We start from the raw sequence: 25,913 nt of genomic DNA on the forward strand, positions 1-25,913 counted from the left end.
GCCTACGACTGCCCCGGGGACTCTTCCCAGGGGGCTCCGAGCCACGCCTGATAGGCGGCCTTCTGGGCGTCGGTGGGTCGCTCCACGCGGGACAGCCACGCCGCCTCCGCGGGCTTCGTCCCCAGCACCACCGGGATTTCCAGCAGCCGGTCACGGCGGAACACCGTGAGCCGCACCGTCTCGCCGGGCCTCCGCTCCTCGCAGCGGGACAGCAGGCTGGCGCCGTCCACCTTCCAGCCATCCAGCGCGACCAGGTCGTCCTCCACGTAGAGCCCCGCGTCCTGTGCGGGCGAGCCATCCATCACCACCGCCACGGTGCCACTGCCCCGCGTGGTGACGCCCAGCCAGCCCTTGGGCTTGCCTTCCCCCGCCCGGCCTCGCGGCGGCGGCGTGCCTCCCTTGTCGCTGGCGGCCTCGCGCGGACGGAAGTTCAGCTCCAGACCGACGTGGGCGAAGACGGAGTAGTCCAGCGGCTGCGTGGTGCGCAGCGCCCGGTCGAAGAAGGGCGTCAGGTCCACGCCGGCCACCTCGCTGGCCACGGCTTCGACGCCGTCCTCGGGAACGCCGGCGCCGTCGCCGTAGCGCTGCCACAAGACGCGCGCGACGTCATCCAGGCAACGGGCGTCACCGGTGGCGCGGCGGATCTCCAGGTCGAGCAGCGCGGAGACGACCTCGCCCTTGAGGTAGTAGGAGATGGCGCTGTTGGGCGAGTTCTCGTCCGGGCGGTAGTGCTTCACCCAGCTCACCAGCGACGCCTCCGTCAGCGTCTGCACGTGGCGCCCCGGCGTGGCGTGCAGCGCGGTGAGCGTTTCGCCCAGGCGCGTGAGGTAGCGCTGCGCGGACATCAGCCCGGCGCGCCGCACGAAGAGGTTGTCGTAGTACGCCGTGGAGCCCTCGAAGGCCCACAGCAGCGAGGTGTAGTTCTCCTTCGCGTAGTCGAAGGGCACCAGCGCACGCGGCTTCACCCGCTTGATGAACCACAGGTGGAAGTACTCATGCGCCACCAGGGTGAGCAGGTCCTCCCAGCCGCGGTTGGTGGAAAGTCCGACGCGGGGGAACAGCAGCGCGGTGCTGGCCTTGTGCTCCAGGCCGCCTCGGCCCCGGTCCGTCAGGTACAGCAGGATGAGGTAGCGCGGCATGGGCAGGCCGCCGAACACGCGGGCCTGGCATTCGCAGATGCGCTTCAGGTCCGCGCACAGCCGCTCCGGGTCCTGCACCGTGTCGCCCCACACCACGACTTCGTGCGGCACGCCCTCCACGCTGAAGGTGAGCGGCGTGTGGGGACCGACCTCGAAGGGGCTGTCCACCAGCTCGTCGTAGTCCTGGGCGACGAAGGTGTTAGCGCGCTGGCCCAGCGCGCAGAAGGTCCGCCAGCCGGGGGGCGCGTCCACCGTGACGTGGTGCTCCAGCCCGCGCGTGTCCTCCGTGTAGAGGAACGTGGCGGCGCCGTTGAAGTAGGCGTGTGAGCCGTCCAGGTGGTTGGTGCGCACCGTCAGCTCGTTGGCGTAGACGCGGTAGCGCAGCGTGACGGCCACGCCCTTCGCGTCCACCCGCCAGGTGCGCTTGTCCGCGCGCCGCACCGGAAGGAGCGTTCCGTCCGGCGCATGGGCCGTCATGTCCTGCACCTGCCGCGCGAACTCCCGCACCATATAGCTGCCGGGCGTCCACACCGGCAGCACTGCGTCCAGCACGCTGGCGCCTCCTGGGAAGGAGGCTTCCACCTCCAGCAGGTGCGTATGCGGCCGGGGCATGGAGACGCGGTAGCGGACGGCACGGTGCATGAGCAGTGTCTCTCTCCCCCCGGCCGCAGGTTACTTCGCGCGGACGAGGACGGCGCCGAAGAATCCGTCGGTCCCGTGGGTGTGAGGCGCCAGCCGGAGGAAGGGGCCGGGGCCGATCTTCTCGGCCAGCTCCACCCCCAGCAGCTCCGCCACCGGCTTCACTGTGAAATCGGGGTGCTTCGCGAGGAAGTCCTCCACCACGTTCTCGTTCTCCTCGCGCAGCACGCTGCACGTGCCGTAGATGAGCCGGCCGCCGGGCTTCACCAGCGTGGCGAAGCGCGCCAGCAGGGCCTTTTGCCGGCCTACGTGCATCTCCAAATCCTCCGGCGTGAGGCGGTAGCGCGCGTCAGGCTTGCGGCGGAAGGTGCCGGTGCCGCTGCACGGCGCGTCCACCAGCACCCGGTCCGCCTTGCCCTTGAGGGGCGTCAGCGCGGCGTCGGCCTCCGGGCCCTCGTGGGGGATGAGCTGGGCGCGCACGTTGTGCACACCCGCGCGGCGCGCGCGCTTCTTCAGGTCCTCCATGCGGCGCTCATCGATGTCCAGGGCGTGCAAGTCACCCCGGTTCTTCATCTGCGCGGCGAGCTGCAGCGTCTTGCCGCCGGCACCCGCGCACGCATCCACCACGCGCGTGGGCGGCGCGTCCACCAGCATGCCGAGCAGCTGGCTGCCCTCGTCCTGGAGCTCCAGCATGCCTTCGCGGAAGCTCTCAAGGGAGAAGGCGTTGATTCGCGTCTCCAGCACCAGGCCCATGGGCGACAGCGGCGTGGGCTTGACGTCCACCGTCTCCGCCTTCAGCCGCTGCGCCAGCGCGTCGCGGTCCCCCTTGAGGAGGTTGGCTCGGGCGACCAGCGGGGCGCGCTCGTTCATCGCCTCCGCGGCGCGAGCGGCATCCCGGCCGAACGTCTGGAGGAAGCGGTCGGCGAGGAAGTCCGGCAGCGACGCGGCGATGGGGAAGCGCTCGCGGGCGGGCAGGGCCTCCAGGGCGGCGGCGGCTTCGGGAAGGGCACCCAGGGCTTGCGCATCCGGGGGCGCCAGCGCGGACTGGCGGGCCACCAGGCCCTGGGGCTCGCCGTAGAGGACGCGCGAGGCGGCCAGGCGGAGCACGTCCTGGCGCGACGTCTCCAGGCTGTCGAAGCGTGGGTGGGCGCGGGACAGCAGGAAGTCCACCGTCCGCTGGCGGCGCAGCAGGCCGTAGACGCGCTCGGCCACGGCGCGGCGCTCGTTGGAGTAGAGGTTGGCCTTGCGGCGCAGGGTGAAGTCCAGCGCGCGGTCGGCCATGCGGCCCTCGTGCCGGACCGAGCCGTACGCCTCCAGGCAGGCCTGGAGGACCAGGTCTTCTCGCAGGGGCCGTTCGGGCCGCTCGGAGGGGGAGAGCTTCTTCCCGGACGGAGCGCCGGACTTCTTCGGGGCCGACCGCGAGTGCGGGCGGGACTTGCGTTGGGTGGCCATGACGGAATGCGGCTTTGCATTCCTCGGGCCGGGTTGACAAGCGCGGAAAGCAAATCCGCCCCGGCGGACGCCCGCCCCTCCGCCGTGTGACGTCAGGCGGAGGGCGCGGGAGACCTTGGGCGGGTAGGCCCTACTTGCGGCGCCGGTGGAGCAGACCCGCGGCCAGCAGGGCCAGGGCCGCCGGGAGGAGGGTGGCGGTGGGGCCCGCGGCGCAGCCACCGCTCGAACTGCTCATGCCGTCATCCGGGGGGCCGGGAGTATCCGGAAGCCCCGGGCGGGGAGCCGGTGAGCCCGGGTCCGTCGTGCCGGAATCCGGCGTCTGGGGCTCCTCACCGGGAGTCTCCGCCACCTGGACCAGGGCGGTGGCCGTCTGCTTCACCGTGCCCTGGGTGGCGGTGGCCGTCACCGTGTACTGCCCGGGAATGGCGAAGACGTACTCGGCGACCTCGCCCTCGGCCGTGCCGCCGTCGCCGAAATCCCAGGTCACCGTGGCGGCCTCGAAGGACGGCGTGGCCCGGAAGAAGGCGCGGTGGGGGGCCACGCCCCGCTCGCCCTCCACGACGAGCGTCAGCGCACCCTCGGGAAGCTGCTCCTGCGGAGGCAGCTCCTTCTGCAGCGTGAAGCGGTCCACGGTGTCTCCGTTCACCCCGAGCAACTGCGCGGTGAGCGTGCCGTCGACCACCGTCACGTCGAGGAAGCCATAGGCCTGGTTGTCTCGGATGACGCTCCAGTCCGGCTTGTTGCCGGGGAGCTTCCTCAGCGTCGCGCCGCCGCCGCCCACCACGAGGTAGGGGATGCCCTTCTCGCCGGACCCGGCGACGGCGTCACCCTTCATGGGCTTGCTGCGCTCGTAGTTGTGGTCGTGCCCGGTGAGCACCAGGTCCACGCCGTACTTCTCCATGATGGGGCCGAAGTGGCGGCGCATGGAGAGCTGCGAGCCGTGCTCGCCACTGGACCAGGGCGGGTGGTGGAAGAAGACAATCTTCCACGGCTGCGTCGACCCCGCGAGGTCCCGCTCCAGCCACGTCTTCTGCGCATCCCGCGTGCAACGGTCCGCCGACGCCAGTCCCACGGCGCAGTTGGAGTCGAGCGCCACGAAGTGCACGTGGCCCCAGTCGAACGAGTAGTAGCGCTCCGTGCCCTCGGGGTTGTTGGTGGGCAGGTAGAGGTTGTCCAGGTAGGGCTGCCCCTGGTTCGTCACGTACTCATGGTTGCCGAGCGCCGCGAAGAACGGCACCTGGGCCAGCAGGGCCTCCATGGGCACGAAGAGGTTGTTCTGGATCTCCGCCTCGGTGCCAGCGGCGTAGGCGTTGTCCCCCAGTGCGACGAACAGCTCTGCCTGCCGCTTGACCATGGCCGCGGCGACCTTCTTCTGGTTCGAGCCGCCCGTGCCAAAGTCGCCCACCGCCACGAAGTGCACGCTGCGGGTCCCCGGCACCGGCGCGGTGCGGAATCGATTGAGCTGCGTGCGCAGGCCACAGGCCGACACTTCGTACGCGTACTCGGTGCCCGGCTTCAGCCCGGTCAGCACCACCGAGTGCAGCTTCCCGCCGTCCTGGGAGACAGCGGACTGGTTGGCTGCGCCCTCGCCGTAGCGCACCTCCGCCTGGCAGTTGGCCGCGAGCCGGAAGGCGATCGTCGCCGTGTCTGGCCCCACCTTCTGCAGATAAGGGTCTCGATACAGCGTCCCTGCACTCGCGGTGCTGGCCAGCAGCATCAGCGCGGCCGTCCAGGGGGCAAGGTGAAAGGGGGTCTTCCGGTGCATGAGGCCTCCTCCCGAACAAGCTCGGGATGGAGGCGCAACCGTTCAACCGCTGACCTTCATCCTGCCCCCACTCGGAGTAGGAGACGGTGGGGCAGGGCCCCGTGTGTCCGCCTACTCCCCAGCCAGGCGTCAAGGCTTGATGTCGTAGGCCGCCAGGTCCTCGGTGCGTTCGCCTTCCTCACGCACCTTTCCGATGCCCGGGACGAGCCAGTAGAAGCGCGTCTTGTCCGGCTTCACCTCGCCGTTGTTGTTGACCTTGTCGCGCTGAATCTTGACCGCGTTGGTGAAGGTTCCAGCCCGCGTCGTCACCGTCACGCCGGATTCGAGCACCTTCCAGATGTACGTCGGGTCCTTCTGGTCCTTCGAGCCGTCGCCCAGGGTGATGTGCTCGAGCACGTCGCTCTTGTACGTCCAGGGCAGGGAGTCTGGGACGCTCGCCACGGACTTCACCGTGGCCGGAGACCAGGTGGTGGAGCGGACCTGCTGGCCATTGCGGTAGTCGTCCTCGCGCAGGCGCACGACGAGCCCGTTGGTGAGCTCCACCTGCCACGAATACTCCTCATAGAGGGTGCCGTTGCGCACGCGGTCCTGGCGGCTGTGCACCTGGACGGCGTTGATGCCCGGCTGGCCAGGGACTTCGCCGGGGCCCACCACCGTCACCTGCTTTTGGAAGTTGCCTTCGACGGGGTCCTGGATGTCGTAGGTCCAGGTGCTGCCCGCGGTCAGCGGCCATAGCGACTGCGACCCGGTGGGCTCCTCTCCGTTGCCCTGTCCATCCGGTCCTCCCGGCACCACCGGCTCTCCCGGCAGTCCGCCGCCGGGTGTCGGGTCCTGCGAATCTCCCGCGGGCAGGCTGTTGCCGCCACACGCCACCAACCACCCCGCCGCGAACACGGCCACCCAGCTGCGCCTCATACCCGCTCCTCCCGTGTGCTCCTCGGATTCACCGCCGTCCACCGCAAGCCTCGCAGGGCCGCCCCCTCCGTGCGGCCCAGCGCCGCGGCGAGGGAGCCCGGCTCTGGCTCCTCTACTTCCAACTCCAGCCGCCGCCCGTCGAAGTCGAGCGCGCAGCTCTTCACCATGACATTCCGCTCACCCAGGACCCGGCGCAGCGTGGCCTCCGCGCCCACCAGGTCATCCGACTGCGCCGACAGCACCAGCCGCTGCTTCGCCGTGGCGGGCGCCTCCTCGCGGTTGAAGCAATCCAGCACGAAGAGCAGGGCCATCACGAACACCGTCCCGACGGAGGCAAGTCCCAGGCTGCCGTGGCCGCACGCCATGCCCAGGCCAATCATCAGGAAGAGGATGGCCGCGTCACGCGGGTCCTTGAGTCCCGAGCGGAACCGAACGAAGCCGCCCAGGCCCACCAGCCCGAAGGCCTTCGCCAGGCTGTCGCCGATGACGGCGGTGATGACCGCCGCCGCCGCACACAGCAGCACCTGCGCCTGAATCATGTCCGCCTTGGGCAGCGCCCGCTTCATGAGCAGGCGCCAAGGCCGCAGTGACAGCAGGGTGCCAATGAGCGCCGCGGCCAGCATCCGCGGCAGAATCGCGGTGACGGACAGCGCGCTGAGCTCCGCTTTCGCACCCTCGAACAGGGCTGAGAATGATGCATCCATGGCGGTGACCTAGGCTTCCATTCGGGTAGAGGTGTCCACGCGGACCGTGCGCGCGGGCTGCTGCGCGAGCGCCCGTGCGGTTGCGGCCACTGCGTAGGCGTTGCGCAGCACCGGCAGCCGGTCTGGCTGTTCCGCCAGCACACGCTCGATGAGCGCCTCCGCGTGCGGCCCCATGGGCAGTCCCTTCAAGGAGGACAGCGCGGTGGTGGGCCACCGGCCCAGATGGTCCACACGCAGCTTCCAGGCCCGCGAGGCATCCATGCCGTCCACCGAATCCAGCGCCTCCTTCGTCTGCGGCGCGCCGCGCTCGCGCAGCGCCCAGGCTTCCTCGGTGTCCAGGCCCGTCAGCGAGCGGAGCACCAGCTTCAGCGCCTTGCCCGCCAGGGCCTCTCGCAGGCCTCGGGCCACCGGTGTGTCCAGGCCCTGGGTGCTGCGCAGCACCGCCAGCCGGTCATGCGGCAGCAGGACTTCGCGCAGCGCATCCGCCCGCGCCCCCGGGACACCGGTGAGGCTGCTCGCGACCTCCGTGAACAGCTTGCGCTGCATGCCCGCCTCGCGCACCAACCAGGACTCCTCGCAGTCCTGGCCGGCGAGCCCCGCGAGCACGTCCGCCAGCCGCCCGTCCCGCATGGCGCGCTCGCGCATGGCCCACGCCGGGGCCGAGCCATCGTTCTTGAGGCTCGCCAGCACCTCCGTGGGGGCCCGCGCGTACAGCCGCTGCCGCAACATGGCCGCGCGCGAGTCCATGCGGCCCGTGAGGCTGAAGGCCACCTCCGCGGGCGCCAGGTCCGCCAGCAGCTCGCGCAGTTCCATGGCCGGTACGTCATCCAGGCCCGCCATGCCGCGCGCGGTGAGGCCCGGGAAGCGCTCCGCGAAGGCCAGGCGCTGTTGGTGCGCGGCCAGGCCTGGGATTCCGCTCAACATCCACACCGCGAGCGCCGGCTCGCGCTGCTCCACGGTGTCTAACGTCTGGAAGAAGCGCTCTTCCAGGTTCTCGAGCGTGGTGGGGCTGGCATGCCGCGGCCGGGCCGGCGCCGGGACGATGCGCTGCACCTGCTGCTCGCGCCCCTCCAGCCGGGCGACGACGGCGTCCACCAGCCGCTGCTCCAGCACGCGCAGGGGGACGTCGTTGTTCTCCAGGATGATCCACCGCTGCGGATCCTTCCGCGCCATCTCCAGGAAGGACTCGCGCACGCGTACCGCCAGGCCCGCGCCCACCATTCCCTTCCGGCTGTCCCCATCATTGACGCGCTTGCTCTGGAGCTTGCCCAGGCGCTTGCGCAGCCGGGCGAGGTCCGGATCCACGTCCACCAGGATGACCAGGTCCGGCCACAGGCCCTGCGAGGCCAGCTCGCACGCGGGTCGCAGCTCGTCCATGGGCAACCCGCGGCCTCCACCGCTGAGCGCCAGCTGTGAGTACAGGTAGCGGTCGGTGATGCACACCTCGCCCCGGGACAGCGCGGGCGCCACCACTTCATCCAGTTGTTGGGCGTCCCGCGCCAGGTTGAGGAAGAACTCCGTGCGTGGAGACATCTCCAGCAGCCGGGAGTCTCGCGTCAGCTCCCGGATGCGCCGCGCCGCGGGCGCCTGCAGCTCGCCGCCCTCCCGCGCATGCGCCACCCGGTAGCCCAGCCGCTTCAGCTTCGCGGCCAGCAGGTTGGAGAGCGTCGTCTTGCCGCTTCCGTCAATTCCCTCGAAGTCGATGAACACTGTGCCCTATCCCCCTGCGACGCCATCCGCGGCGAAAGCGTGGACCTTCGCCATTCCCTCTGCGAACTTGCTGTAGGCCGGCGCTCCGCCCGGATTGAGCGACGCCAGCCACTCGGGCAGCTCGTGCCCGAGATGCTTCACCTCCACCACCACGCGCGGCTCCACCCACTGCGCGGGCTCCAGCCGCTCCACCGACAACGCAAGCTGGGACAGCGCCTGCTCCGGTGCAATCCGGTGGTAGCGAATGTTCCGATCCACCGTCACCCGCCACGCCTGCGACGACTGGTACACATGGCGCGTGTACGTCACCGCCAGCACCGGGCTGAGGCTGCCTCCGGCGATGAGCGGCAGCAGGCTGGCCCCGCCGCGCAGCACGCGGCCCAGCTCCGAGCGCGGCACCCAGACGCGGCGCTTCTGCGTGAGGCCGAGACGCTCGCGCTTCACCTCCAGCACCACCCGCGCCTCGCCGTCCGCGCCCAGGTCCGGTGAGTACTCCTTCGTCCGAACCTTGAGACAGTCATCCGGCGTGAGCAGGGCCCGCGCCGCCAGCGGGCCACCGGGCCGGTCGAAGTAAACGGACACGATGCGCGTAGGCGGCGGCAGGTGCCCCTCCAGCTCCAGCGACAGGCGCGTGCCCAGGGCCGCGGCCGTCTTCTCCTCCAGCACCAGCTTGAATTCCCGCCGGAGCTTGGTGACTTCACCTTCCGCGAACGACAGCATCGTTTGGGTCTCCGTGCTCAGAAGCGTGCGCCGACTTCGATGGAATGCTGCAGCCCAGGGAATTCATCGCCGGGGCGCAGCGCGCGCTCCGTCTGGAATTGGGCCCGGAAGCGTGTGCCGAGCAGCACGTTGAAGCCGCCCACCAGTGAATGTCCGTCCCCCCGCACCGTGTCGCCGCGAAGTTGCAAGGCCTCCACGCCCGCGACGGGCTGGATGGCCCATTCGTTGCCCACGTGGATGAGGTACTGGGCCAGCAGCATCTGCGCCGTGAAGGGCCCCATGGGCAGCCGTCCGGAAATGGCCTCGCCGGTGAAGACGAAGCCCGCCCACTTCAACTCCGCGTCCGCGGCCACCGCGTGCTTGCGCGCCAGGTCCATTGCTTCGGAGACGTAGGTGCTGACGCCCACGGTGAGCGGCTTGAAGTTGAAGGGCCGCAGGCTCACGCGCGCGGCGGCATCCTCCTTCAACCGCACGCCCGCCTCGTCGACGGCCCCCTGGAAGACGCCTGCGGAGATCTTGAGCCCCCAGACCTGCTTCAGCCGGACTTCGCCCATCAGCCCCATGCGGCGGCCACCCATCTGATGGGTCTCCGTGATGTACTCCTCCACCAGTCCGCGGGTCTGGATGGGCAGGTCCCACGACGACTCCAGCGAGCGCTGAAGGAAGGGCGTCTTGAACTGGCCGCCGTAGAGGCGGAAGCGCTTGCGGTCATCCGCCAGACGCACGAAGGCGTCCTTGAGCATCTGCGAGTCCGCCAGGTCCGCCGTCACTTCGGCTTCCAGGTTGGGCAGCGACGTGCTCACACCCACGCGTGCGTCCGCGATGGAGAGGCGGCGCTGGTACTGATTGCGCTCGTCGGCGCGGGCCCGTGCGGACACGCGTCCGATGACGCGGATGGTCTGCACCTCGCCCTTGGGCTTGTCGTCAATCGCGTCCGGATTCTCGCCCAGCGAGTCGTCCTGTGCCTGACCGGGCCGCTGCTTCTGCTTGCGCTTGTTCGCGTCCTGCTCGGCCGTCGCCCCCTCATCCGCTCCGGGGAGGGGATTCACGGACGGCGGCTGCGCGCCGGGCGCAGGCCGCGACGGAGGCGGCAGGGCCTGGGCCATGGCGCCCTCGAGTTGCGTCTGCGTGGCGTCGTCCTCCTCCGGCAACAAGGGCTCAGGAGGCTCAACGCCGTCCACCACGCCACCTGACAGAGGGTCATCCTCCACGGGCGTGGCAACTGCCTCCGTCCGTGGGCCGGGTGTCTTGGCGACAGCCCATGCCGGCATGCCCATCAAGATTGCGACGAGCAGGTTCCGCCTCGCCCGCTCATTCACCCGCCACCCGCCCATGTCCACGCCTCCCCGACCGCCACCGGAGCGCGTCCACTGCAACACGGGTGCCCGTTCGATGAGCGGACGCGGAGGGCTGGGGGAGGTTCGGTTCCGGACGAAAAGCAGGCCCGACGGCGCAGAAAACCCGTGACCAGGTCGTCACGTTGCCGCGACAGGGAACGGAAGTTCCCAATGCCGCGGCAGGCGACCCTGTACGAATGCCCGTCGGTTGGAAGGAGTTACTGCCCGGACGGAGGATCGGCCGGCGGGGTGGGGACGCTGCCCGCTTCCGGCGTGGAGGGCGCCGCCGGTGCGGGCGGAGTCTCCGTTGTCCCAGGGGTGGCTCCGGACGACTTCACGCGCCGCAGGACGTTGCGCAGGCCCAGGGCCAGCGCCGTGCCGGCACCCACCAGAATCAACCCCCAGCCCATGCCGCGGGGCAGGGGCGATCTGGCCACGGAGAATCGCGCGGTGATCACCTTCAGGTGGTTACCGCGGTATCTCACCTCCAGGTCCCATGGTCCGGGCTCGTCCGGAGTGAACTGGGTGTGCCAGTTGACCCCGTCCCGCGTCAGCGTCTTCGTCTGCTGGGAAGGCGACCCGGTGGGGTGGAAGGTGACGGTGAGGGGGCCGTCGAATTCGGGACCCTCGAAGTTGCCTACATGCAACGACACGGAGATGGGCTCTCCCTCCGTTGGCATGGCGGGGTGGATGGTCCCCTGGAGGCGCTCCTCCGCGTCGGACCAGCGGAGCTCCAGGACGTCTCCACGGCGTTCGACACGAATCTGATCGTTCGCGGGAGCCGCAACCGTGGTAGTTGCAATGAGGAGGCTGGCGATCAGTGCCCATCCGGATTTGAATCCGGGGTGCCTTTGCCTCCGAAGTGGCTGTCCTCTAAGATGCTCTGCCCTGCTGCATTCCACCTGAGCCTGCTCCCCGCCGGCAATGTCCCGGGATGAACCCTCAATCATTCGGGAAATATCAGCTTCTTAAGAAGCTCGCCACGGGCGGCATGGCCGAGGTCTGGCTGGCGCGCCAGACGGGCATCGAGGGGTTCCACAAGAACCTCGTGGTGAAGCGCATCCTCCCGCACCTCGCGGAGGACCGTGAGTTCGTGGAGATGTTCCGGAACGAGGCGCTGATTGCCGCGCGCTTCAATCATCCGAACATCGCCCAGGTCTACGAGTTCGGCGAGGCCAACGGCACCTATTACATCGCCATGGAGTTCATCCACGGCGAGGACCTGGGCCGGGTGATGCGCAAGGCCGCCGGCACGGGGCAGTGGGTGGCGCGGCCGCTGGCCATTCGCATCGTCGCCGCCGCTTGCGAGGGCCTGCACTATGCCCACAGCCGCACGGATGACGCCGGCCGGCCCCTGCGCGTGGTGCACCGCGACATCTCGCCGCAGAACATCCTGATCAGCTTCGACGGCTCGGTGAAGCTGGTGGACTTCGGCATCGCCAAGGCCGCGGATCAGGCGTCGCTCACGAAGTCGGGCGCCATCAAGGGCAAGTTCGCGTACATGGCGCCGGAGCAGGCCGCCGGCAAGCCGCTGGACGGGCGCGCGGACATCTTCGCCATCGGCCTGGTGCTCTACGAGCTGCTCACGGGCGTGCGTCCGTTGAAGCGCGACTCGGAGCTGGCCACGCTGCAGGCCGCCATGGAGTGCGCCATCGCCGCGCCTTCACAGGTGGCGGACGTTCCGGAGGAGATGGACCCTGTGGTGATGCGGGCCATCGCGAAGAACGCGGACGACCGCTACCGAGAGGCGCGCCAGTTCCAGATGGCGCTGGAAGAGATTCTGGTCGGGCAGCGCTGGGTGGCCGGCTCGGTGCAGATCTCCGAGCTGATGGAGACGCTCTTCGCCGACCGTCTGGCCGAGGAGAAGGCCCAGGGGCAGGTCGTCCCCGTGGGCGAGGACTCCGCGAACTCCGGCACGCCCATGCCGCCCACGCCGCCGCCGCAGGAGCGTGGCCGCAGCCGCACCTCCGCCGCCGCGGAGATGAACTGGGAAGCACCTCCGGGCGAGGCCTCCGTCCGTGAGCGGCAGCGCGGCTCGTCCTCCCGGACGTCCATGGGGCCCCGGCGCACCTCGGCCGCGGTGCCCGTGGTGGACCCCGACGATGAGCAGGGTGAGTGGGAGGCGCCGTCCGGAGTCGAGGAGGAGCTGCCGCCGCCGCCGCGCCGCAGCAGGACCTCCGCGGAGCTGCGCCGTCCGTCCAACCCCAACTCCACGCAGATTGCGCGGACGAGCTCCCGTTCGGACCTGAGCCGCACGGGCGTGGGCGATCCGCCCCCGCCTCGCCGCTCCGCCACGCGCGCCGCTCCCATCGTGGAGGACCCGGGGCCGCCTCCGTCCCGCTCGCGCGCGAGCATGGCTGCGGTCGATGAGCGCACCCGGATGGAGGACGAGGAGTTGGACGACGAGCGGACCATGCTTCCGCCGCCGGAGCCCGCGCCGCCTCCTCGCCGCCGGACCGGGATGCAGTCCGGCATCCACCCCTCCGAGGCCCCGCCGCGCCGCCGCACGTCGAGCCGCGCGGAGATGTCGTCTGCCCCTCCGCGTTCGAGGACGTCGAGCGTCGCCCTGTCGCGTTCGCGCGCCGAGGAAGCCGAGGTGGACCGGGCGCTGGAGAAGTCCGCACGGAGTGCTCGCGCGGGTGTGGCCAAGCGCAACATCGCCACGGCCGGGTTCATCGTGGGGCTGGTGGCCGTGGGGGTGGTGTTCCACAAGCCCATCCTCTCGGTGCTCAACAGCCGCGCCTCCGACGGGCAGTCGGTGACGCTGTCGGTCAACACCAACGAGAAGGTGAAGGTCTCGGTACGCCACACCGAACGCTGCGGCAGTCCGCAGCCGGTGACGGAGCTGGGGGAGACCCCCCTCGTCAATGCGACGGGCGTCCATCTCCAGGACACGCTCATCCTGGTGAATGAGCAGCAGGGCATCTACAAGGAGGAGGTCGACACGCTCGCCTTCGGTGAGCCCGGTCAGGCCAAGTCCTTCACCTACGAGTTCCGCCGGGGCCAGCTCCAGCTGACGCTGAAGCCGGACGGTCTGCGCGGCATCTCCGTGAAGCGCAATGGCCAGGACCAGGGCACCTACCTGGGCAACAAGGGCATGAAGCTCGACCTCATGGAGGGCCGCCACAAGCTGGAGCTGCAGGGCGGGCCCCTGAAGGAGCCCTTCATGTTCGAGGTCGAAATCAAGCCCGGCCTCATCAACAAGCAGACCGAGGACTTGTCCGCCTTCGTGGGCTAGCGGCGTGCCGCCCCGTCAGTAGCGGGGCAGGCTGGGGTCCACCTGCTGGGAGTACAGGTCGATGCCTCCTCGCAGCGACACCGCGTCGATGCCCAGCGACATCAGGTAGGCCGCGCCGTCCAGGCTGCGCACGCCATGGTGGCAGTAGACCACCACGGGCCGACCGCGCAGGGCTTCCAGTTCATCCGCGCGCTCTTCCAATTCAGGCAGGGGAATCAGCAGCGAGTCCGGCAGGGCCACCCACGCATTCTCCGTGGGAAAACGCACATCGAGCAGGGCGGGGCGGGACTCCGCGGGGCCGGCGAGCAGCTCTGCGAGGCGGGCGGGGGCAATCTCGGGAATGGGCATGGCGTGACGTCCTCAGGCGGGCGTGGGGGCGGCGCAGAAGCGCTCGTAGTCGATGAGCTCCACCGTCGCGCCCGGCGCGCACACGGGGCACTGCGTGTCCCGACGCAGCTTGAGCTCCTGGAAGCGGGTGCCCAGCGCGTCGAAGGTGAGCAGCCGCCCCACCAGGGGTTCACCCTGGCCGAGGATGAGCTTGAGCGCCTCGGTGGCCTGGAGCAGACCGATGAGTCCGGGCAGCACGCCCAGGACGCCTGCCTCCGCACACGAGGGCGCCAGCTCGGGCGGGGGCGGGGCGGGGTAGAGGCAGCGGTAGCAGGGGCCCTGGCCGGGGACGAAGGACGTCACCTGTCCCTCGAAGCGGAAGATGGAGCCGTGGACGTTGGGCTTGCCGAGCATGACGCACGCGTCATTGAGCAGGTACCGCGTGGGGAAGTTGTCCCCGCCGTCGAGCACCATGTCGAAGCCCTCTAGAATCTTCAGCACGTTGTGCGAGGTGAGGCGCTCCTCGAAGCCCACCACCTCCACGTCCGGATTGAGGGCCTCGATGGCGGCCCGGGCGCTGGCCACCTTGGGCTGGCCCTGACGCTCGCGGGTGTGGATGACCTGCCGCTGGAGGTTGCTCAGGTCGACCACATCCGAGTCGACGATGCCCAGCGTTCCGACGCCCGCGGCCGCGAGGTACAGCGCCGCCGGCGAGCCGAGCCCGCCGGCCCCCAGCAGCAGGACGCGGGCTTGAAGCAGCTTCGCCTGGCCCGCCTCACCTACCTCGGGGAGGCTCAGGTGGCGGCGGTACCGCTCCTTCTGCTCGGCGGTGAGGACGAAGGGCTTCTCCACCGGCAGGGCGGCGTCACACCACCGGTTGTAGCCGCCGGCCAGGGACGCCACCCGCTCGTACCCCAGCTCCTTCAGCGTCTTGGCGGCCAGGGCGGAGCGGGTACCACCGGCGCAGTAGACGACCAGCTCCTCGTCACGCTGGACCTGGCTTTCGACGCGTAACTCCAGGTAACCTCTGGGAATGTGGAGGGCGCCGGGCAGCCGGCCGCCGGCGTATTCGTCCGCCTCCCGGACGTCCAGCAGCCGCACGGAGGCCCGGGCGTCCAGCAGCCGCTTCACATCGTCCACGGAGACCTCTCGAATCTCCTGTTTCACTCCGGCCAGCAGCGTCTGGAAGGTCCGAGCCATGTCGGATGCATATAACCCAGGGGCTGGGCCCATGGATTTTCCGGGCCCGGGCGTTATAAGTCCTCCAGAGGAGACATGGATATGGACAGCACCCCCACGACTTCCGCCGCCCCCGCCGCCTCGCCGGCTTCCCAGGCCACTCCGGTGGCCGTGCGCCTGACGGACGCCGCCATCCAGCAGGTGAAGAGCGTCATCAAGGCCCAAGGCTTCGAGGGCTACTTCTTCTCCATCCGCGTGGTGCCCGCTGGCTGCAGCGGCCTGGGCTATGACTTGAACCTGGTCAAGGAGTCCAAGGCCGGTGACACCGTCTGGGAGCAGGACGGCGTGAAGATCGCCTCCGACGCGATGAGCAGCCAGTACCTCGGGGGCACGGAGATTGACTACGTCTCCGCCATCACCGGTTCGGGCTTCAAGTTCAACAACCCGAACGCGAAGTCCTCCTGCGGCTGCGGCACGTCGTTCACGACCTGAGCCGCGCCGCCGCGGTACCTCCCGTGACGCGGGCGGGAAGGCCGGGCCGGGGCGGATGCCTCGCCCGGCCTTCGTGCGTCAGGCACCCGCGATGGGCGTCATCACCTTCAACCAGGACTGGTTCTCCTTCTGCCGGGCCAGGCGCAGCGTCCGGCGCGCCTGGGCCTCCTGGAAGGCCATGCGGTCCGCGTCCGTCTCCATCAGCAGGGGCGGCACCGGCACGCGCTGGCCGTCCTTGTCGATGGCCACGAAGGTCAGCAGCGCGCTGGTGGTGAGGTGACGCTCGCCGGTGAGCGGGTTCTCCGCGTGCACCGTGACGCCCACCTCCATGGAGGTGCGGAAGGCGGCCAGCACCCGGCCGTGCAGCAGCGCGACCCAGCCCACCTTGATGGGGGCGTGGAAGTGCAAATCATCCATGGAGGCCGTCACCACGACCTGCCGGCAGTGGCGCTGCGCGGCCACGGCCCCGCAGATGTCAATCCACTGCATCACCTTGCCGCCGAAGGCAGCATCCAGGTTGTTGGCGTCCGGAGGCAGGATGAGCTGGGTCATCACCACCTCCGTGTCCTTCGGATTCTTCGCGCTCAGGTCGGTCATCTCGCACCTTGGGTTGTCGGACGGAGCCTGCGGCCGGGCCGCGCCGGTTCATCCGGTGGATATCCCAAGCTCTAACGCGATGGGCCAGACAATGTCCGCGCAGGTGACAGGCGCGGGCGCGGCGCTCAGGACAGGAAGGTGGAGACGCGGTCGAGGAACTCCTCACGTCCCCGGCCTCGCCGGATGTCCTGCTTCGACACGTCCATGGTGAGGCAGTCCACGCCGTACTTCTCCTGCAGCACCAGGGGGAAGCTGGCGTAGTAGCCGTTGAGGCCCCGAAGGAACTGGTGGCGGATGCCCTTCTCCTCCTCGCGTCCCCGGGTGCGGATGCGCTGGAGGAGCACCTCCACGCTGCCGACCTCGAAGCAGATGACCTTGTCGGGCCGGATGATGTGGCGCGACAGCCGCTGGAAGTACTCGTAGTACAGGTCCAGCTCCGCGTTCGTCAGGTGCCCCAGGCCGTGGAGGTACTTGGCGAAGATTTCCGGGTCCTCGTACAGGGTGCGGTCCTGCACGCAGCTGCGGCGGTACGAATGGATGAGCTCGTGGTGTTCGACGCGCCGGATGAGGAACTCGAGCTGGAGCGTGAAGGACCACCGCGTCATGTCCGCGTAGTAGTCACGCAGGAATCGGTTGTCGATGACGGGCTCGTCGAACAGCTCGTAGCCGAAGGCCTGGCTGATCATCTTCGCCGCCGTCGTCTTGCCCGCGCCGATGTTGCCCGCCAGCGCCACGAAGCGCCGAGCCTTGGGCACCTTGACGCGCATCGTGTTGCGGGAACGCGGGGTGGCCGCGGGGGCCTCTTCCTGGGCGGGGGCGGCCTGGGCGGGCTTCGAGCGCGTGCGAGCGGTGGTGCGAGGCATGAATCCGGGGCTTATCCCGGCTTCGAGGGGGCGTCCATGATCTGCCTCAGGACGTCCGGCCGGTCGGTCATGATGCCGCCGACGCCTTCCGCCAGGAGCTGTTTCATCTCCTCCGGGTCATCCACCGTCCAGACGTTGACCCACTTACCCCGGGCCGCGCACTGCTGGAGGAAGTCCGTGTCCACCAGCCGGACCTCACCGAAGTAGAGCGGCATGTCGAGCACGGTGTAGCGAGGGTCCTCCGGCGGCGTGTCCCCGCCACGCAGGGCGATGACGAAGGCCGCGAGTGCATCGCGGGGATAGAAGTGGCAGGCGGAAGGGAGACGCTCCGCCAGCCGCTCGGCCACGGTGTCCAGCTCGCTGCCCATGCACACCCGCTCCAGGGCGCCTTCCTCCTGAAGCACCTGGGCGAAGGTGTCCTCGATGCCGGGGACATCCGGCTTGAGCTCCACGTTGAGGCGCAGGTTGGGGAAGGCGCGCAGCAGTTCGCGGAAGCTGGGGATGCGCACGCCCTGGCCCCGGAACGGGAAGGTGCGGCCTTCATCGGGCGTGAAGTGGAAGCCCGCGTCCAGCCGCTGGAGTTCGGCCAGCGTGAGCGCGGCCAGAGGGCCCGTGCCGTCCGTGCAGCGCTCCAGCGTGGCGTCATGGGCAACGACGAGCTCCCCGTCCCGGGTGAGGTGGAGGTCGAGCTCCACCATGTCCGTGCGATAGCGCTCCACGGCCTGCCGGAAGGCCGCCAGCGTGTTCTCCGGCGCCACGGCCGCGCCTCCACGGTGGGCGATGTGCAGCGTGGGCCGCAGGCCGCGGAGGAAGGGGAGGGGAGAGGATGCCATGCCGCCAGTGTAGCGACTGGCGGCGTGGGGCTGGCTAGCGGTTGAATCGGTAGACGAAGATTCGTACAGGGCCGCCACCAGGGCTGGCGTCCCATGCCACCCAGGGGGTGCCGTCTGTATCCAACTGGAGCGACACCGTGGCGGCGCCGTTGGATTTCGGAATCGCACTGGGTGCAGTGTTGAGCGGCAGCCAGTCATCGCCGGTCCACGTCCTGACGTGCACGTGTCTGGCGGTGCCCTCTTCTTCAATCCAGGCGATGACCGGGGTGCCCTCGCTGTCCAATGCGAGCGCGGGGCTGTCCGCGGGGGTGTTGCCGGGAGCTGCGCTGAGAGGGCCGCCCAGTGCCTTCCACTGGCGGTCTTCCCACTGACGCACGTAAATGTCCGTCGCCGTTGTGCCAGAGCCGCTGGGATTGGATTCCTTCCAGGCGAGGACTGGCACGTCCGCGGCCGATACCTTCAAGACGGGCTGAGACGCGAAGGTGCCACCAGCGTGGTGCCTGATGGCTCCGCCCAACGCGTTCCAGCCCACGGCCGTGCGTTGCTTGACGAAGATGCGCGCGTCCTGGGTCGGCGTACCACCCTCGTGCATGACTTCAGTCCAGGCGACGACGGGGAGCCGCGAGCTGTTCAACGACAGGGAGGGGGTGGAGACGATTCCGCACTGTTCTGGAGCGCCGCGAGACGGGCTGTCGACTTGAAGCCAGTTTCCGTCGCTCTGGGTCTGGACGGTGAGATGGACGTCACCCTGGCAGCCGAATCCCGAGTAGGCGCCAGTTCCGTGCGCGAGAAAGGGTGTCCCCGCGGTGTCGAACGCGAAGGAGGGGGCTTCGCGCTGCTCGGGCCAGTTCGTAGGCCACGCCGTGTCCCAGTCACTGGCGGTCAGTGCAAAACGTTCCCATTCGGCGCCCGCCCAGCGATGGATGGCCGTTTCGGCCACGTCGACAAGTCCGAGTTCCTCGTCCTCTCGCTTGAAAAAGTGGGAGAAGGCAACGACCGGTTCGCCGTCGTTGCTGAAGTGGAGGTCGGCGGTGGTGCTGGCGGGCTTCAGGACGGAGCCCAGTCGCTCCCAGGTCTGCCCCGTCCAGCGACGTACCCCCACGCCGTTGTCGACCCGGAATGCAACGATCGCGGCTTGCGGAGCGTGCTCCCTCAGCGCCAGCCGTGACAGGGTCGCAGCACCTTCTTCGATGACGAGCCCATCGCGGGGACCGACAGGGAGCCACGCAGGGACACTCCAGGACCAACTCGCCGAAGGCGCTGCTACTGGGTTCCCCGCGAGGTCCCGGACACCGGTGAGCTTCACCTCCACATCTCGGGGCAGCGGAAGCTCGACGCCGGCTTGAATCTCCAGGGCCCGCTGGGATTCGGAGAGGCTCAGTGTCCTGGCGACGCTTTCGCCGTTGACGAGGAGTTCGACGCACGAGGCGGCGAGACTGTCTGGATGGAGCGCTTCGGAGAACTCGACCCGGATGGGGTGGGATGCGCTGACGTCCTCTTCCCCGTCGGCCGGCGCTCTCAGGGCGATGGTAGGCGGTGTCCGGTCGATGGTGACGACGAGTGGCTCGCTCTGCCACGTCGCGTTCTGGAGCCTGACACGGGCGGTCAGTGAGTGTTGACCTTCCGAATGCGCCGAGGTGTCCCATGCGAATTCGGTCGGAGCCGTGACGTGCCCAAGGGGCGCGCCATCGAGCAGGAGTTCGACGTCGTCGGGCGACTCGCCGTTGGTTTCGATGTGGACGGTGACCGTGTCGCGAACGTGGGTCGCGCCCCCGGCGAGTTGGAGCCTGACATAGGGCGTCCCGCTGTCCGGGAGTTCAGGAGGCTCGACGACGTCGGGGACATTGATGCAGGCCGTCAGGACGCCGAAGCCAAGCAGGGCGGTGAGGCACGTTTTGGAGGTCATGAAGTGAACGAGTGCAGGACGCATTCCATGGTGGCATGCCGCGTGCGGCGCAAGCCAGGTCACGGGACGAGGGGGGCGGTGTTCCCATCGCCGGACGGGAATCCGGCTGAATGGACCCTCAGCTCGCGATGATCGCTGACGTGAGCGCCACGCGCTGGCCCGCGAACACGCACGGTGCGTCACGGCAGTCTGGATTTCACGACAGACAAGCGGTCGCAGGAATCGTTCACTCAACGCAACAGGGAGGGTCGCGATTTCACCAGACCGACACCTTCTACAAGGAGGCTTCCTTGCCGCCCCCCTTGAGGCACCGGTATAAGGCGCTAACCCCCTGGCCGACAGGCGTCGGTTTTCACGAACCGCGGCGCCGGAACGAATGGAGATTCTCGAAATGCAACTGCGCAAGACGCTAGGCGCGGCGGCGCTGGTGACCGCGGCGACGATGGCATCCATGGCTGGCTGTTCTGGCCGTGACGACGATACGGATCCGCTGCCGGACGCTGGCTGCCTCGGCACCTGTAGCCCGGACTCCGGGACCGGCGACGCGGGCACGGGGGACGCGGGTACGGGTGACGCGGGCACGGGTGACGCGGGCATTCAGACGGTGACCATCCGCGAGGCGCGCCTTCTGGGCGACCGTCCTCAGATCATCCTGGAGGGCGTCGTCGTCACGACGGTGGTCTACGTCTCTTCGAAGGACACGGGCGTTTCGGCGGACTTCTGGGTGGCTGATCCGAACAACGCTCAGGACGGCATCTTCGTCCAGAAGTACCGGACGGATCCGCCGACCACGTACGTGCCTGCGAAGGGCGACATCGTGACCATCCAGGGCTACGTCCAGAACAACAGCCGCTTCCGGGACCGCGAGGGCTACCGCAAGGTCCTGAAGAATAACTTCGACTTCCGCGGCGCAAGCGAAGCCACCCCGATGGTCATCACCAAGACGGGCACGATGACACCGCCCAACGACATCGCGGTCAGCATCGACAACGGCTTCGGTAACGCGGATGGTGGCGTCGGCCGGCCCAACCTGGAGCACCTGGGCGCTCGTGTCCACATCCAGGGGCCGCTGACTCTGACTGACGCCAATCCCATGGCCATGAAGCGGCTCGCCACTCCCGATGGTGGCGAAGACACCATGCACTTCGGCTTCGAGGTCTCCGGCGGCGTGCTCGTGAACAACCTCACCACCTTCGGTACGACGACCGATGATGGCACGCCGCGCTGCGACTACCGCGTCATGGTGAACGACGGTGGCTCCGTGACCTTCCCGGATGGCATCCGCGGCGTGTGGGACACCTTCACCCACGCGCCCTGCATGGACGGTGGCACCAGCACGTTCAGCTGCTTCAATGACGCGGGCGTGATCCCCGGCACGACGAACACGTGGACGACGGTGCTCTACCCCGAGGGGTGTGACGACCTGCAGGGTGTGGTCACGCAGCCCGAGACGCTTCGTCCGGCCGCCCCCGGCGCCCAGACGGAGTAAGGGCCCGCGACGAGGGTGTGTCCCTCGTCGGTTGATTCGGCCGCCCCTCGCCCATCCGGGGAGGGGCGGCTTCTTTTTGGGCCCGGAAGGCGGGGTGGGTGTCCGGAACCCACCGAAGCGGGTCCCTGGCTCCCAGGAGCCGGTGATTGTGGGTAAGCTCCGGAAAAGTCCAGCCCATTCACCTTTAGACAGACGGCCTTTCTTCGTGAGCTCGCCCCAGACGGCCATTCCGTTCGGTAAATACCTGCTGATCAAGCGGCTCGCCGTGGGAGGCATGGCAGAGCTGTTCCTGTCCCAGCGGCCGCCGGACCCCGAGCTGGTCGTGCTCAAGCGCATCCTCCCGTACCTCTCGGAGGAGCCCGAGTTCGTCCAGATGTTCCTGGACGAGGCGCGCATCGCCGCGCAGCTCCACCACCCCAACATCGTGCAGGTGCACGAGTTGGGGAAGGAGGGCGACAACATCTTCATCGCCATGGAGTACGTGGAGGGCGTGGACCTGCGGCGCGTCATGGCCGAGGAGTCCAAGTTCGGCGCCACGGTGCCCTATGGCGTGGCCGCGCGCATCTGCGCGCAGGTGGCCGCCGGCCTGGATTACGCGCACCACAGCCGCGGCGTGGACGGGCGCCCGCTGGAGTTGATCCACCGCGACGTCAGCCCGCAGAACGTGATGATCGGCTACGACGGACGCGTCAAGCTGGTCGACTTCGGCATCGCCAAGGCGGGCGCGTTCATGGAACGCAGCAAGCCGGGCGTCATCAAGGGCAAGTTCCTCTACCTGGCGCCGGAGCAGGTGTCGCAGGAGCGGCTGGACCACCGCGCGGACATCTTCGCGCTGGGCACCATGCTGTACGAAATCACCACTGGCCGGCAGCCCTTCGCCAAGCCGACGACGGAAGGCATCCTCTACGCCATCCGCTACGAGGACCCGTCGCCGCCGCACCTGCTTCGCGACGATTACCCGCAGGGGCTCTCGCGCATCGTCATGCGCTGCCTCACCAAGGACCGCGCCCAGCGCTACCAGCGCGCTTCGGAGGTGCGCGACGCGCTGGAGTCCTTCCTCGCCTCCGGTACCCTCCGGCAGAGCCTGGATGTGTCGGAGTACATCTGCCGGCTGCTGGGCGAGGAGGAGGAGCGCACCATCCTCCACATCCCCGAGGCCAAGGGCCCCGGCCGGCGTGAAGCCACCGTGCCGCTGCAGGGGGCCCGGCTCTCCCAGGACGCAGCACCGCCGCGGCGCCCGTCCGTACTGGAGTCCACCGCACCCACGCTGTCCTCCGCCACCACGCCCGAGTCCGACCTGGCCTCGGTGCCCAGCGCGCAGCTTACGCCCGGCCTCACCGCCCGGCCCACGCCTCGCCGCGCCTCCGGGGACTCGGTGCCGGTGGCCTTCTCCGGCGACGAGCCCGAGCCCGCCACGCTGATGGCGCGCCCGCGCGACCTGCCTGCCCTCCAGGCGGGTGACGACGACGATGATTCGGAGATGTCCACCGCCGTCGCCACCACGCCCGTGGGTTACCGGGCCGCCGCGCTGGTGGTGGAGGACCTGGACATCGGCGACGGTGAGTCCACCGTGCCGCAGCGGAGTCGACCCAAGGACATTCCATCCCGTCCTGCCGCGACACCTCCGGCTCCGGCTCCGGTTCGCCGCTCCGCGCCGCACATGGCGTCTCCTCCGGCGCGTGTGGCGGAGCCGTCCCGTACGCGTCGCCCCGGCCCGTCGTCTCCCTCGCACGTGGCGGCCTCGCGCCGGCCCCCTCCGCCGGAGGAGGACGCAGCTCCGTCCGTGTCCATCACGCCGGTGCCTCCGCGTCGCGCATCCTCGCTGGACCTGGAGCTCTCCCAGTCCGTCTCCCTGACTCCCGCCACGGTGAATCAGCGGCCGCCACCACCGCGGAGCCCGCCGCCGTCCCGAGGCGCCCGGCACAAGGACGAGGACGATGAAGACTTCCTCCATACCGACCTGAGTCAGTCCTCGCTGGAGTACACGGACCCTCGGCCCACGCTCCGGGATGATCCGGACGATGACGAGTCCACCATGGGCTATCGCGGGGACTCGGGCGAGTTCACCGCCGACACGCGGGCCATGCCGCCCAAGCGCAAGCGTCCGGTGGCGCTGGTGGTGGCGTGCGTCGTGGGGCTGCTCGCCCTGGGCATTGGCCTGACGTGGTGGTTCTTGGTCGGCGCGCGCGGAGCATCGGCGTGGCCGCCTCAGGACTTGTCGGTCGGCGCGTTGGAGCAGCAGGGAACGGCGTCACCTGTCGTCCGGCCCGCCATGGGACAGGCGCTGCCTGCCGCCAGACTCACGAACGCGCCCCCCGTGGCGCAAGACGACGGGCGTCCGGAAGCGACGGCGCCGACTGAACCGGCGAAGCCTCCGGAGCCGGGAGCACCAGCGTCCCCTGATGCCAACGCGGACGCACCGCCCGCGGCCACCGCCGAAGTCTCTCGGGTGAGCGTCCGCTTCGATGCTCCCGTCCGTACGGTGCTGCGGCGTGAGGGCGGCGAGCGCCTCCCCATCAACACCCTCGTCTCGCTGCCCGCGGGCCCCATCCGGGTGAGCTACCAGTGCCCGGGACGTCGGAAGCCGAAGGGTACAAAACCCTACCTCATAGAGCCAGCGAGCGAGGGGCCGCTCGTCCTGCAGATTCCGTGCAAGAAGCGACGCTAGTGACATCGGGCGTTTGAGGGGTATGCGGCATCCTGCCCCAGCGGCGGACAAGTGGGCCCTGGTGGGCTTGAGTGGCCTTAAGTCGTTGGAATTCCAGGGCTTTCACCTTCCTGAGCGCGTTTACACATGTCAGACGGGTCCGTAGAATCCGGAACCCTTATGGCGCGCCCGAAGAGTCAGAAAAACGTAATCAGGAAGCGGAGTTACACGGCCGGCCGGGTGGCCCGGCAGGTTCCCCTCGTCCCCGAGCCCAACAGGCTCCTGAAGGTCTGGCGTCGCGTGCTCGAACGCCGGCTGCGCACGCGCCTGCGCGCGAAGGTGGCGTTGGAGATTCACGACAACACGCACACCATGCTGACGTTCCAACGCCAGCGGGCCATGTGGCGGCTTCGGCTGCACCACATGTTCCTGGTCGCTCCGGACGACGTGGTGCAGGCGCTCGCAAGCTTCGTGCGCAAGGGTGACCCGGACGCCAGCGTGCTGCTGGACAAGTTCATCGAGCGCAACCGCGTCTACATCCGGCGCCTGTCTCCGGCGCAGATGCGCAAGCGCATCCGGCTGGAGCCCGTGGGGCAGCACCACGATTTGGAGCGCATCTACGTCCGGCTGAACGAGCGCTACTTCGACGGCCGCATCGACGCGGCCATCACCTACGGCCCGGCGCCGCGGGTGAAGGGGCCTCGCAAGAGCATCAAGATGGGCTCCTACTCCGCGGACTCGAAGGTCATCCGCATCCACCCGGCGTTGGACCAGCCGGTGGTGCCCCGCTACTTCGTGGAGTGGATTGTCTTCCACGAGATGCTCCACCACGTATACCGGACGCGGAAGGGCGACGACGGGAGGCGCTGCATCCACCCGCCCGAGCTGATGGAGCACGAGAAGCAGTTCCACGACTACGCCCGCGCCCTCGCGTGGGAGCGGGAGAACCTGGACCTGCTCCTGCGTGCCCGCGTGACGCCGGCCTGAGTGGCCGTGCGTGGGTCCCCTGTGCTCAGGGGATGATGAGCCCGCCGGGGCTGCGCCGCTCCAGCGTAGGGGCAGGCGCGGCCTCCGCGGGGCCGGTGTCCGCGCCGGGCTGTGCACCGGCCCGCGCCGCGGCGGCGGCCACCAGGGCCAGCACCTTCTCGAAGAGCCGCTCGGCGAAGCGGGAGAAGGGCTCCTGGGCCCCATGGAAGAGCCGGCGGGCCTCGGCCCGGGCGATGTCCGCCTCGCGTGGGCGGCTGCTCCGCTCGAAGTAGTCCGCCATCCGCCACAACCGCAGCGCGTAGCGCTGGCGCACCTCGGGGGTGAAGAAATCCCGGGCCACGCCAAGCACCGCCGCCTGGAGCTGCTCCTGGCGCTGCATGTCGCTCAGCGACAGGGGGCTGTGCACCACTTCGTCCATCTTCTGCACCAGGACCCGCATGTCGGACTCCGGAGGCAGCCACGAAGCCAGCTCCACGGTGTCGTGGAGGACGTCGGCTTCCTGTGCGCGGCGGATGTCCTCGGGCTCGGGCGGAGGCAGCTCGGTGGGCGACTGCTGCGGCTGGACATCAAAGTGGCGCAGCACCACGTCCAGTCCTTCGGGGAAGGGCGTGTGGGTGCGCAGGTTGGTGCCGGCGGCCTCGGCCAGCAGGGCCGCGGCTTCCTCGGGCGGCAGTTCCACGATGCCGCCGTGGGCCAGCCCGTCCTTCACCAGCTTCCGCCAGGTGGCGCGGTTCCTGTCGCCCAACTGGAGCGCCACCACGCCGCGCTCGTCGGACAGCTGCATCTGCACCACCTCCACGCCCGCGCCGCGCAGCACCCGTGCCAGCACGAGCGCTCGCTCGCCGCCACCAGTGACGGCGCTGGCGAGCGCGTTGAGGGCTCGGGGGCGGCGGCGCGGGGTGGCTCGGCCGGGGCGGCACGCGCGGGCCCGGCCACGGCGACGCCACGCGAGCGAAGCTGGTACAGCGCCTTCT

At 69.4% G+C, this 25,913-nt stretch carries 21 protein-coding genes; 5 read left to right on the forward strand and 16 right to left on the reverse strand.

The window, feature by feature from the left end; translation table 11 throughout:
* Positions 1 to 2: 2 nt before the first annotated feature.
* The 9 genes from OZ403_RS13180 to OZ403_RS13220 form a co-directional block, all read right to left on the reverse strand.
* Positions 3 to 1,781 (reverse strand): M61 family metallopeptidase, encoded by a 1,779-nt coding sequence (locus OZ403_RS13180; protein WP_140797985.1) that lies wholly within the window; start codon positions 1,779 to 1,781, stop codon positions 3 to 5.
* 30 nt (positions 1,782 to 1,811) lie between these two features.
* Positions 1,812 to 3,230, reverse strand: coding sequence for an RsmB/NOP family class I SAM-dependent RNA methyltransferase (locus OZ403_RS13185; RefSeq protein WP_140797986.1), 1,419 nt, complete (start codon positions 3,228 to 3,230; stop codon positions 1,812 to 1,814).
* A gap of 130 nt (positions 3,231 to 3,360) precedes the next feature.
* Entirely contained in the window at positions 3,361 to 4,995 is a 1,635-nt protein-coding gene (locus OZ403_RS13190) for a metallophosphoesterase (protein WP_268784350.1), read from the reverse strand.
* Positions 4,996 to 5,124: 129 nt separating this feature from the next.
* On the reverse strand, positions 5,125 to 5,910 hold the full coding sequence (locus tag OZ403_RS13195) for a hypothetical protein (RefSeq protein ID WP_268784351.1): 786 nt from the start codon (positions 5,908 to 5,910) through the stop codon (positions 5,125 to 5,127).
* Positions 5,907 to 6,614: a DUF4956 domain-containing protein gene (locus OZ403_RS13200; protein WP_140789996.1), complete on the reverse strand. Its 708-nt coding sequence runs from the start codon at positions 6,612 to 6,614 to the stop codon at positions 5,907 to 5,909. Before OZ403_RS13200 ends, OZ403_RS13195 begins: the two co-directional genes overlap by 4 nt.
* Before the next feature lie 9 nt (positions 6,615 to 6,623).
* The gene (gene tmk / locus OZ403_RS13205; protein ID WP_268784352.1) at positions 6,624 to 8,324 is read right to left on the reverse strand and encodes a dTMP kinase; all 1,701 of its coding nucleotides are present in this window, start codon (positions 8,322 to 8,324) and stop codon (positions 6,624 to 6,626) included.
* 6 nt (positions 8,325 to 8,330) lie between these two features.
* Positions 8,331 to 9,044: a VTC domain-containing protein gene (locus OZ403_RS13210; protein ID WP_140789999.1), complete on the reverse strand. Its 714-nt coding sequence runs from the start codon at positions 9,042 to 9,044 to the stop codon at positions 8,331 to 8,333.
* Positions 9,045 to 9,061: 17 nt separating this feature from the next.
* Positions 9,062 to 10,378, reverse strand: coding sequence for a hypothetical protein (locus OZ403_RS13215; RefSeq protein WP_442929774.1), 1,317 nt, complete (start codon positions 10,376 to 10,378; stop codon positions 9,062 to 9,064).
* 221 nt (positions 10,379 to 10,599) lie between these two features.
* Positions 10,600 to 11,061, reverse strand: a complete 462-nt coding sequence (locus tag OZ403_RS13220) for a hypothetical protein (RefSeq protein ID WP_140853933.1) — start codon at positions 11,059 to 11,061, stop codon at positions 10,600 to 10,602.
* Positions 11,062 to 11,315: 254 nt separating this feature from the next.
* Here OZ403_RS13220 and OZ403_RS13225 point away from each other — a divergent pair, with 254 nt between their 5' ends.
* Complete coding sequence (locus tag OZ403_RS13225) at positions 11,316 to 13,619, forward strand: serine/threonine protein kinase (protein WP_268784354.1); 2,304 nt, start codon at positions 11,316 to 11,318, stop codon at positions 13,617 to 13,619.
* A 15-nt stretch (positions 13,620 to 13,634) separates the two neighbouring features.
* Here OZ403_RS13225 and OZ403_RS13230 read toward each other — a convergent pair whose 3' ends face one another.
* Positions 13,635 to 13,967 carry a rhodanese-like domain-containing protein gene (locus tag OZ403_RS13230; protein WP_268784355.1) on the reverse strand — a complete coding sequence of 111 codons (333 nt, stop codon included), beginning with the start codon at positions 13,965 to 13,967 and terminating at the stop codon, positions 13,635 to 13,637.
* A gap of 12 nt (positions 13,968 to 13,979) precedes the next feature.
* A complete protein-coding gene (gene moeB, locus OZ403_RS13235) occupies positions 13,980 to 15,146 on the reverse strand; it encodes a molybdopterin-synthase adenylyltransferase MoeB (RefSeq protein WP_268784356.1) in 1,167 nt (388 codons plus the stop codon).
* Between the two features lie 81 nt (positions 15,147 to 15,227).
* On the opposite strand from moeB, the gene OZ403_RS13240 reads away from it, so the two are divergent.
* The gene (locus OZ403_RS13240) at positions 15,228 to 15,617 is read left to right on the forward strand and encodes a HesB/IscA family protein (protein ID WP_140790009.1); all 390 of its coding nucleotides are present in this window, start codon (positions 15,228 to 15,230) and stop codon (positions 15,615 to 15,617) included.
* Between the two features lie 78 nt (positions 15,618 to 15,695).
* Here OZ403_RS13240 and OZ403_RS13245 read toward each other — a convergent pair whose 3' ends face one another.
* From OZ403_RS13245 to OZ403_RS13260, 4 genes are all read right to left on the reverse strand, one after another.
* Positions 15,696 to 16,214, reverse strand: a complete 519-nt coding sequence (locus tag OZ403_RS13245; protein WP_140790011.1) for an acyl-CoA thioesterase — start codon at positions 16,212 to 16,214, stop codon at positions 15,696 to 15,698.
* A 125-nt stretch (positions 16,215 to 16,339) separates the two neighbouring features.
* Positions 16,340 to 17,077 (reverse strand): deoxynucleoside kinase, encoded by a 738-nt coding sequence (locus OZ403_RS13250; RefSeq protein ID WP_140790013.1) that lies wholly within the window; start codon positions 17,075 to 17,077, stop codon positions 16,340 to 16,342.
* Between the two features lie 11 nt (positions 17,078 to 17,088).
* Entirely contained in the window at positions 17,089 to 17,910 is an 822-nt protein-coding gene (locus OZ403_RS13255) for a glycerophosphodiester phosphodiesterase (protein WP_140797995.1), read from the reverse strand.
* A gap of 34 nt (positions 17,911 to 17,944) precedes the next feature.
* On the reverse strand, positions 17,945 to 19,999 hold the full coding sequence (locus tag OZ403_RS13260) for an Ig-like domain-containing protein (RefSeq protein WP_268784357.1): 2,055 nt from the start codon (positions 19,997 to 19,999) through the stop codon (positions 17,945 to 17,947).
* 208 nt (positions 20,000 to 20,207) lie between these two features.
* On the opposite strand from OZ403_RS13260, the gene OZ403_RS13265 reads away from it, so the two are divergent.
* The 3 genes from OZ403_RS13265 (at position 20,208) to OZ403_RS13275 (ending at position 24,939) form a co-directional block, all read left to right on the forward strand.
* Complete coding sequence (locus OZ403_RS13265; protein WP_237078269.1) at positions 20,208 to 21,305, forward strand: hypothetical protein; 1,098 nt, start codon at positions 20,208 to 20,210, stop codon at positions 21,303 to 21,305.
* A gap of 205 nt (positions 21,306 to 21,510) precedes the next feature.
* A complete protein-coding gene (locus tag OZ403_RS13270; RefSeq protein WP_268784358.1) occupies positions 21,511 to 23,973 on the forward strand; it encodes a serine/threonine-protein kinase in 2,463 nt (820 codons plus the stop codon).
* Between the two features lie 219 nt (positions 23,974 to 24,192).
* The gene (locus OZ403_RS13275) at positions 24,193 to 24,939 is read left to right on the forward strand and encodes a hypothetical protein (protein ID WP_140790021.1); all 747 of its coding nucleotides are present in this window, start codon (positions 24,193 to 24,195) and stop codon (positions 24,937 to 24,939) included.
* 25 nt (positions 24,940 to 24,964) lie between these two features.
* Here OZ403_RS13275 and OZ403_RS13280 read toward each other — a convergent pair whose 3' ends face one another.
* On the reverse strand, positions 24,965 to 25,768 hold the full coding sequence (locus tag OZ403_RS13280; protein WP_268784359.1) for a hypothetical protein: 804 nt from the start codon (positions 25,766 to 25,768) through the stop codon (positions 24,965 to 24,967).
* Positions 25,769 to 25,913: the final 145 nt, after the last annotated feature.

Source organism: Myxococcus sp. NMCA1 (assembly GCF_026810205.1).
Taxonomy (GTDB): domain Bacteria; phylum Myxococcota; class Myxococcia; order Myxococcales; family Myxococcaceae; genus Myxococcus; species Myxococcus xanthus_A.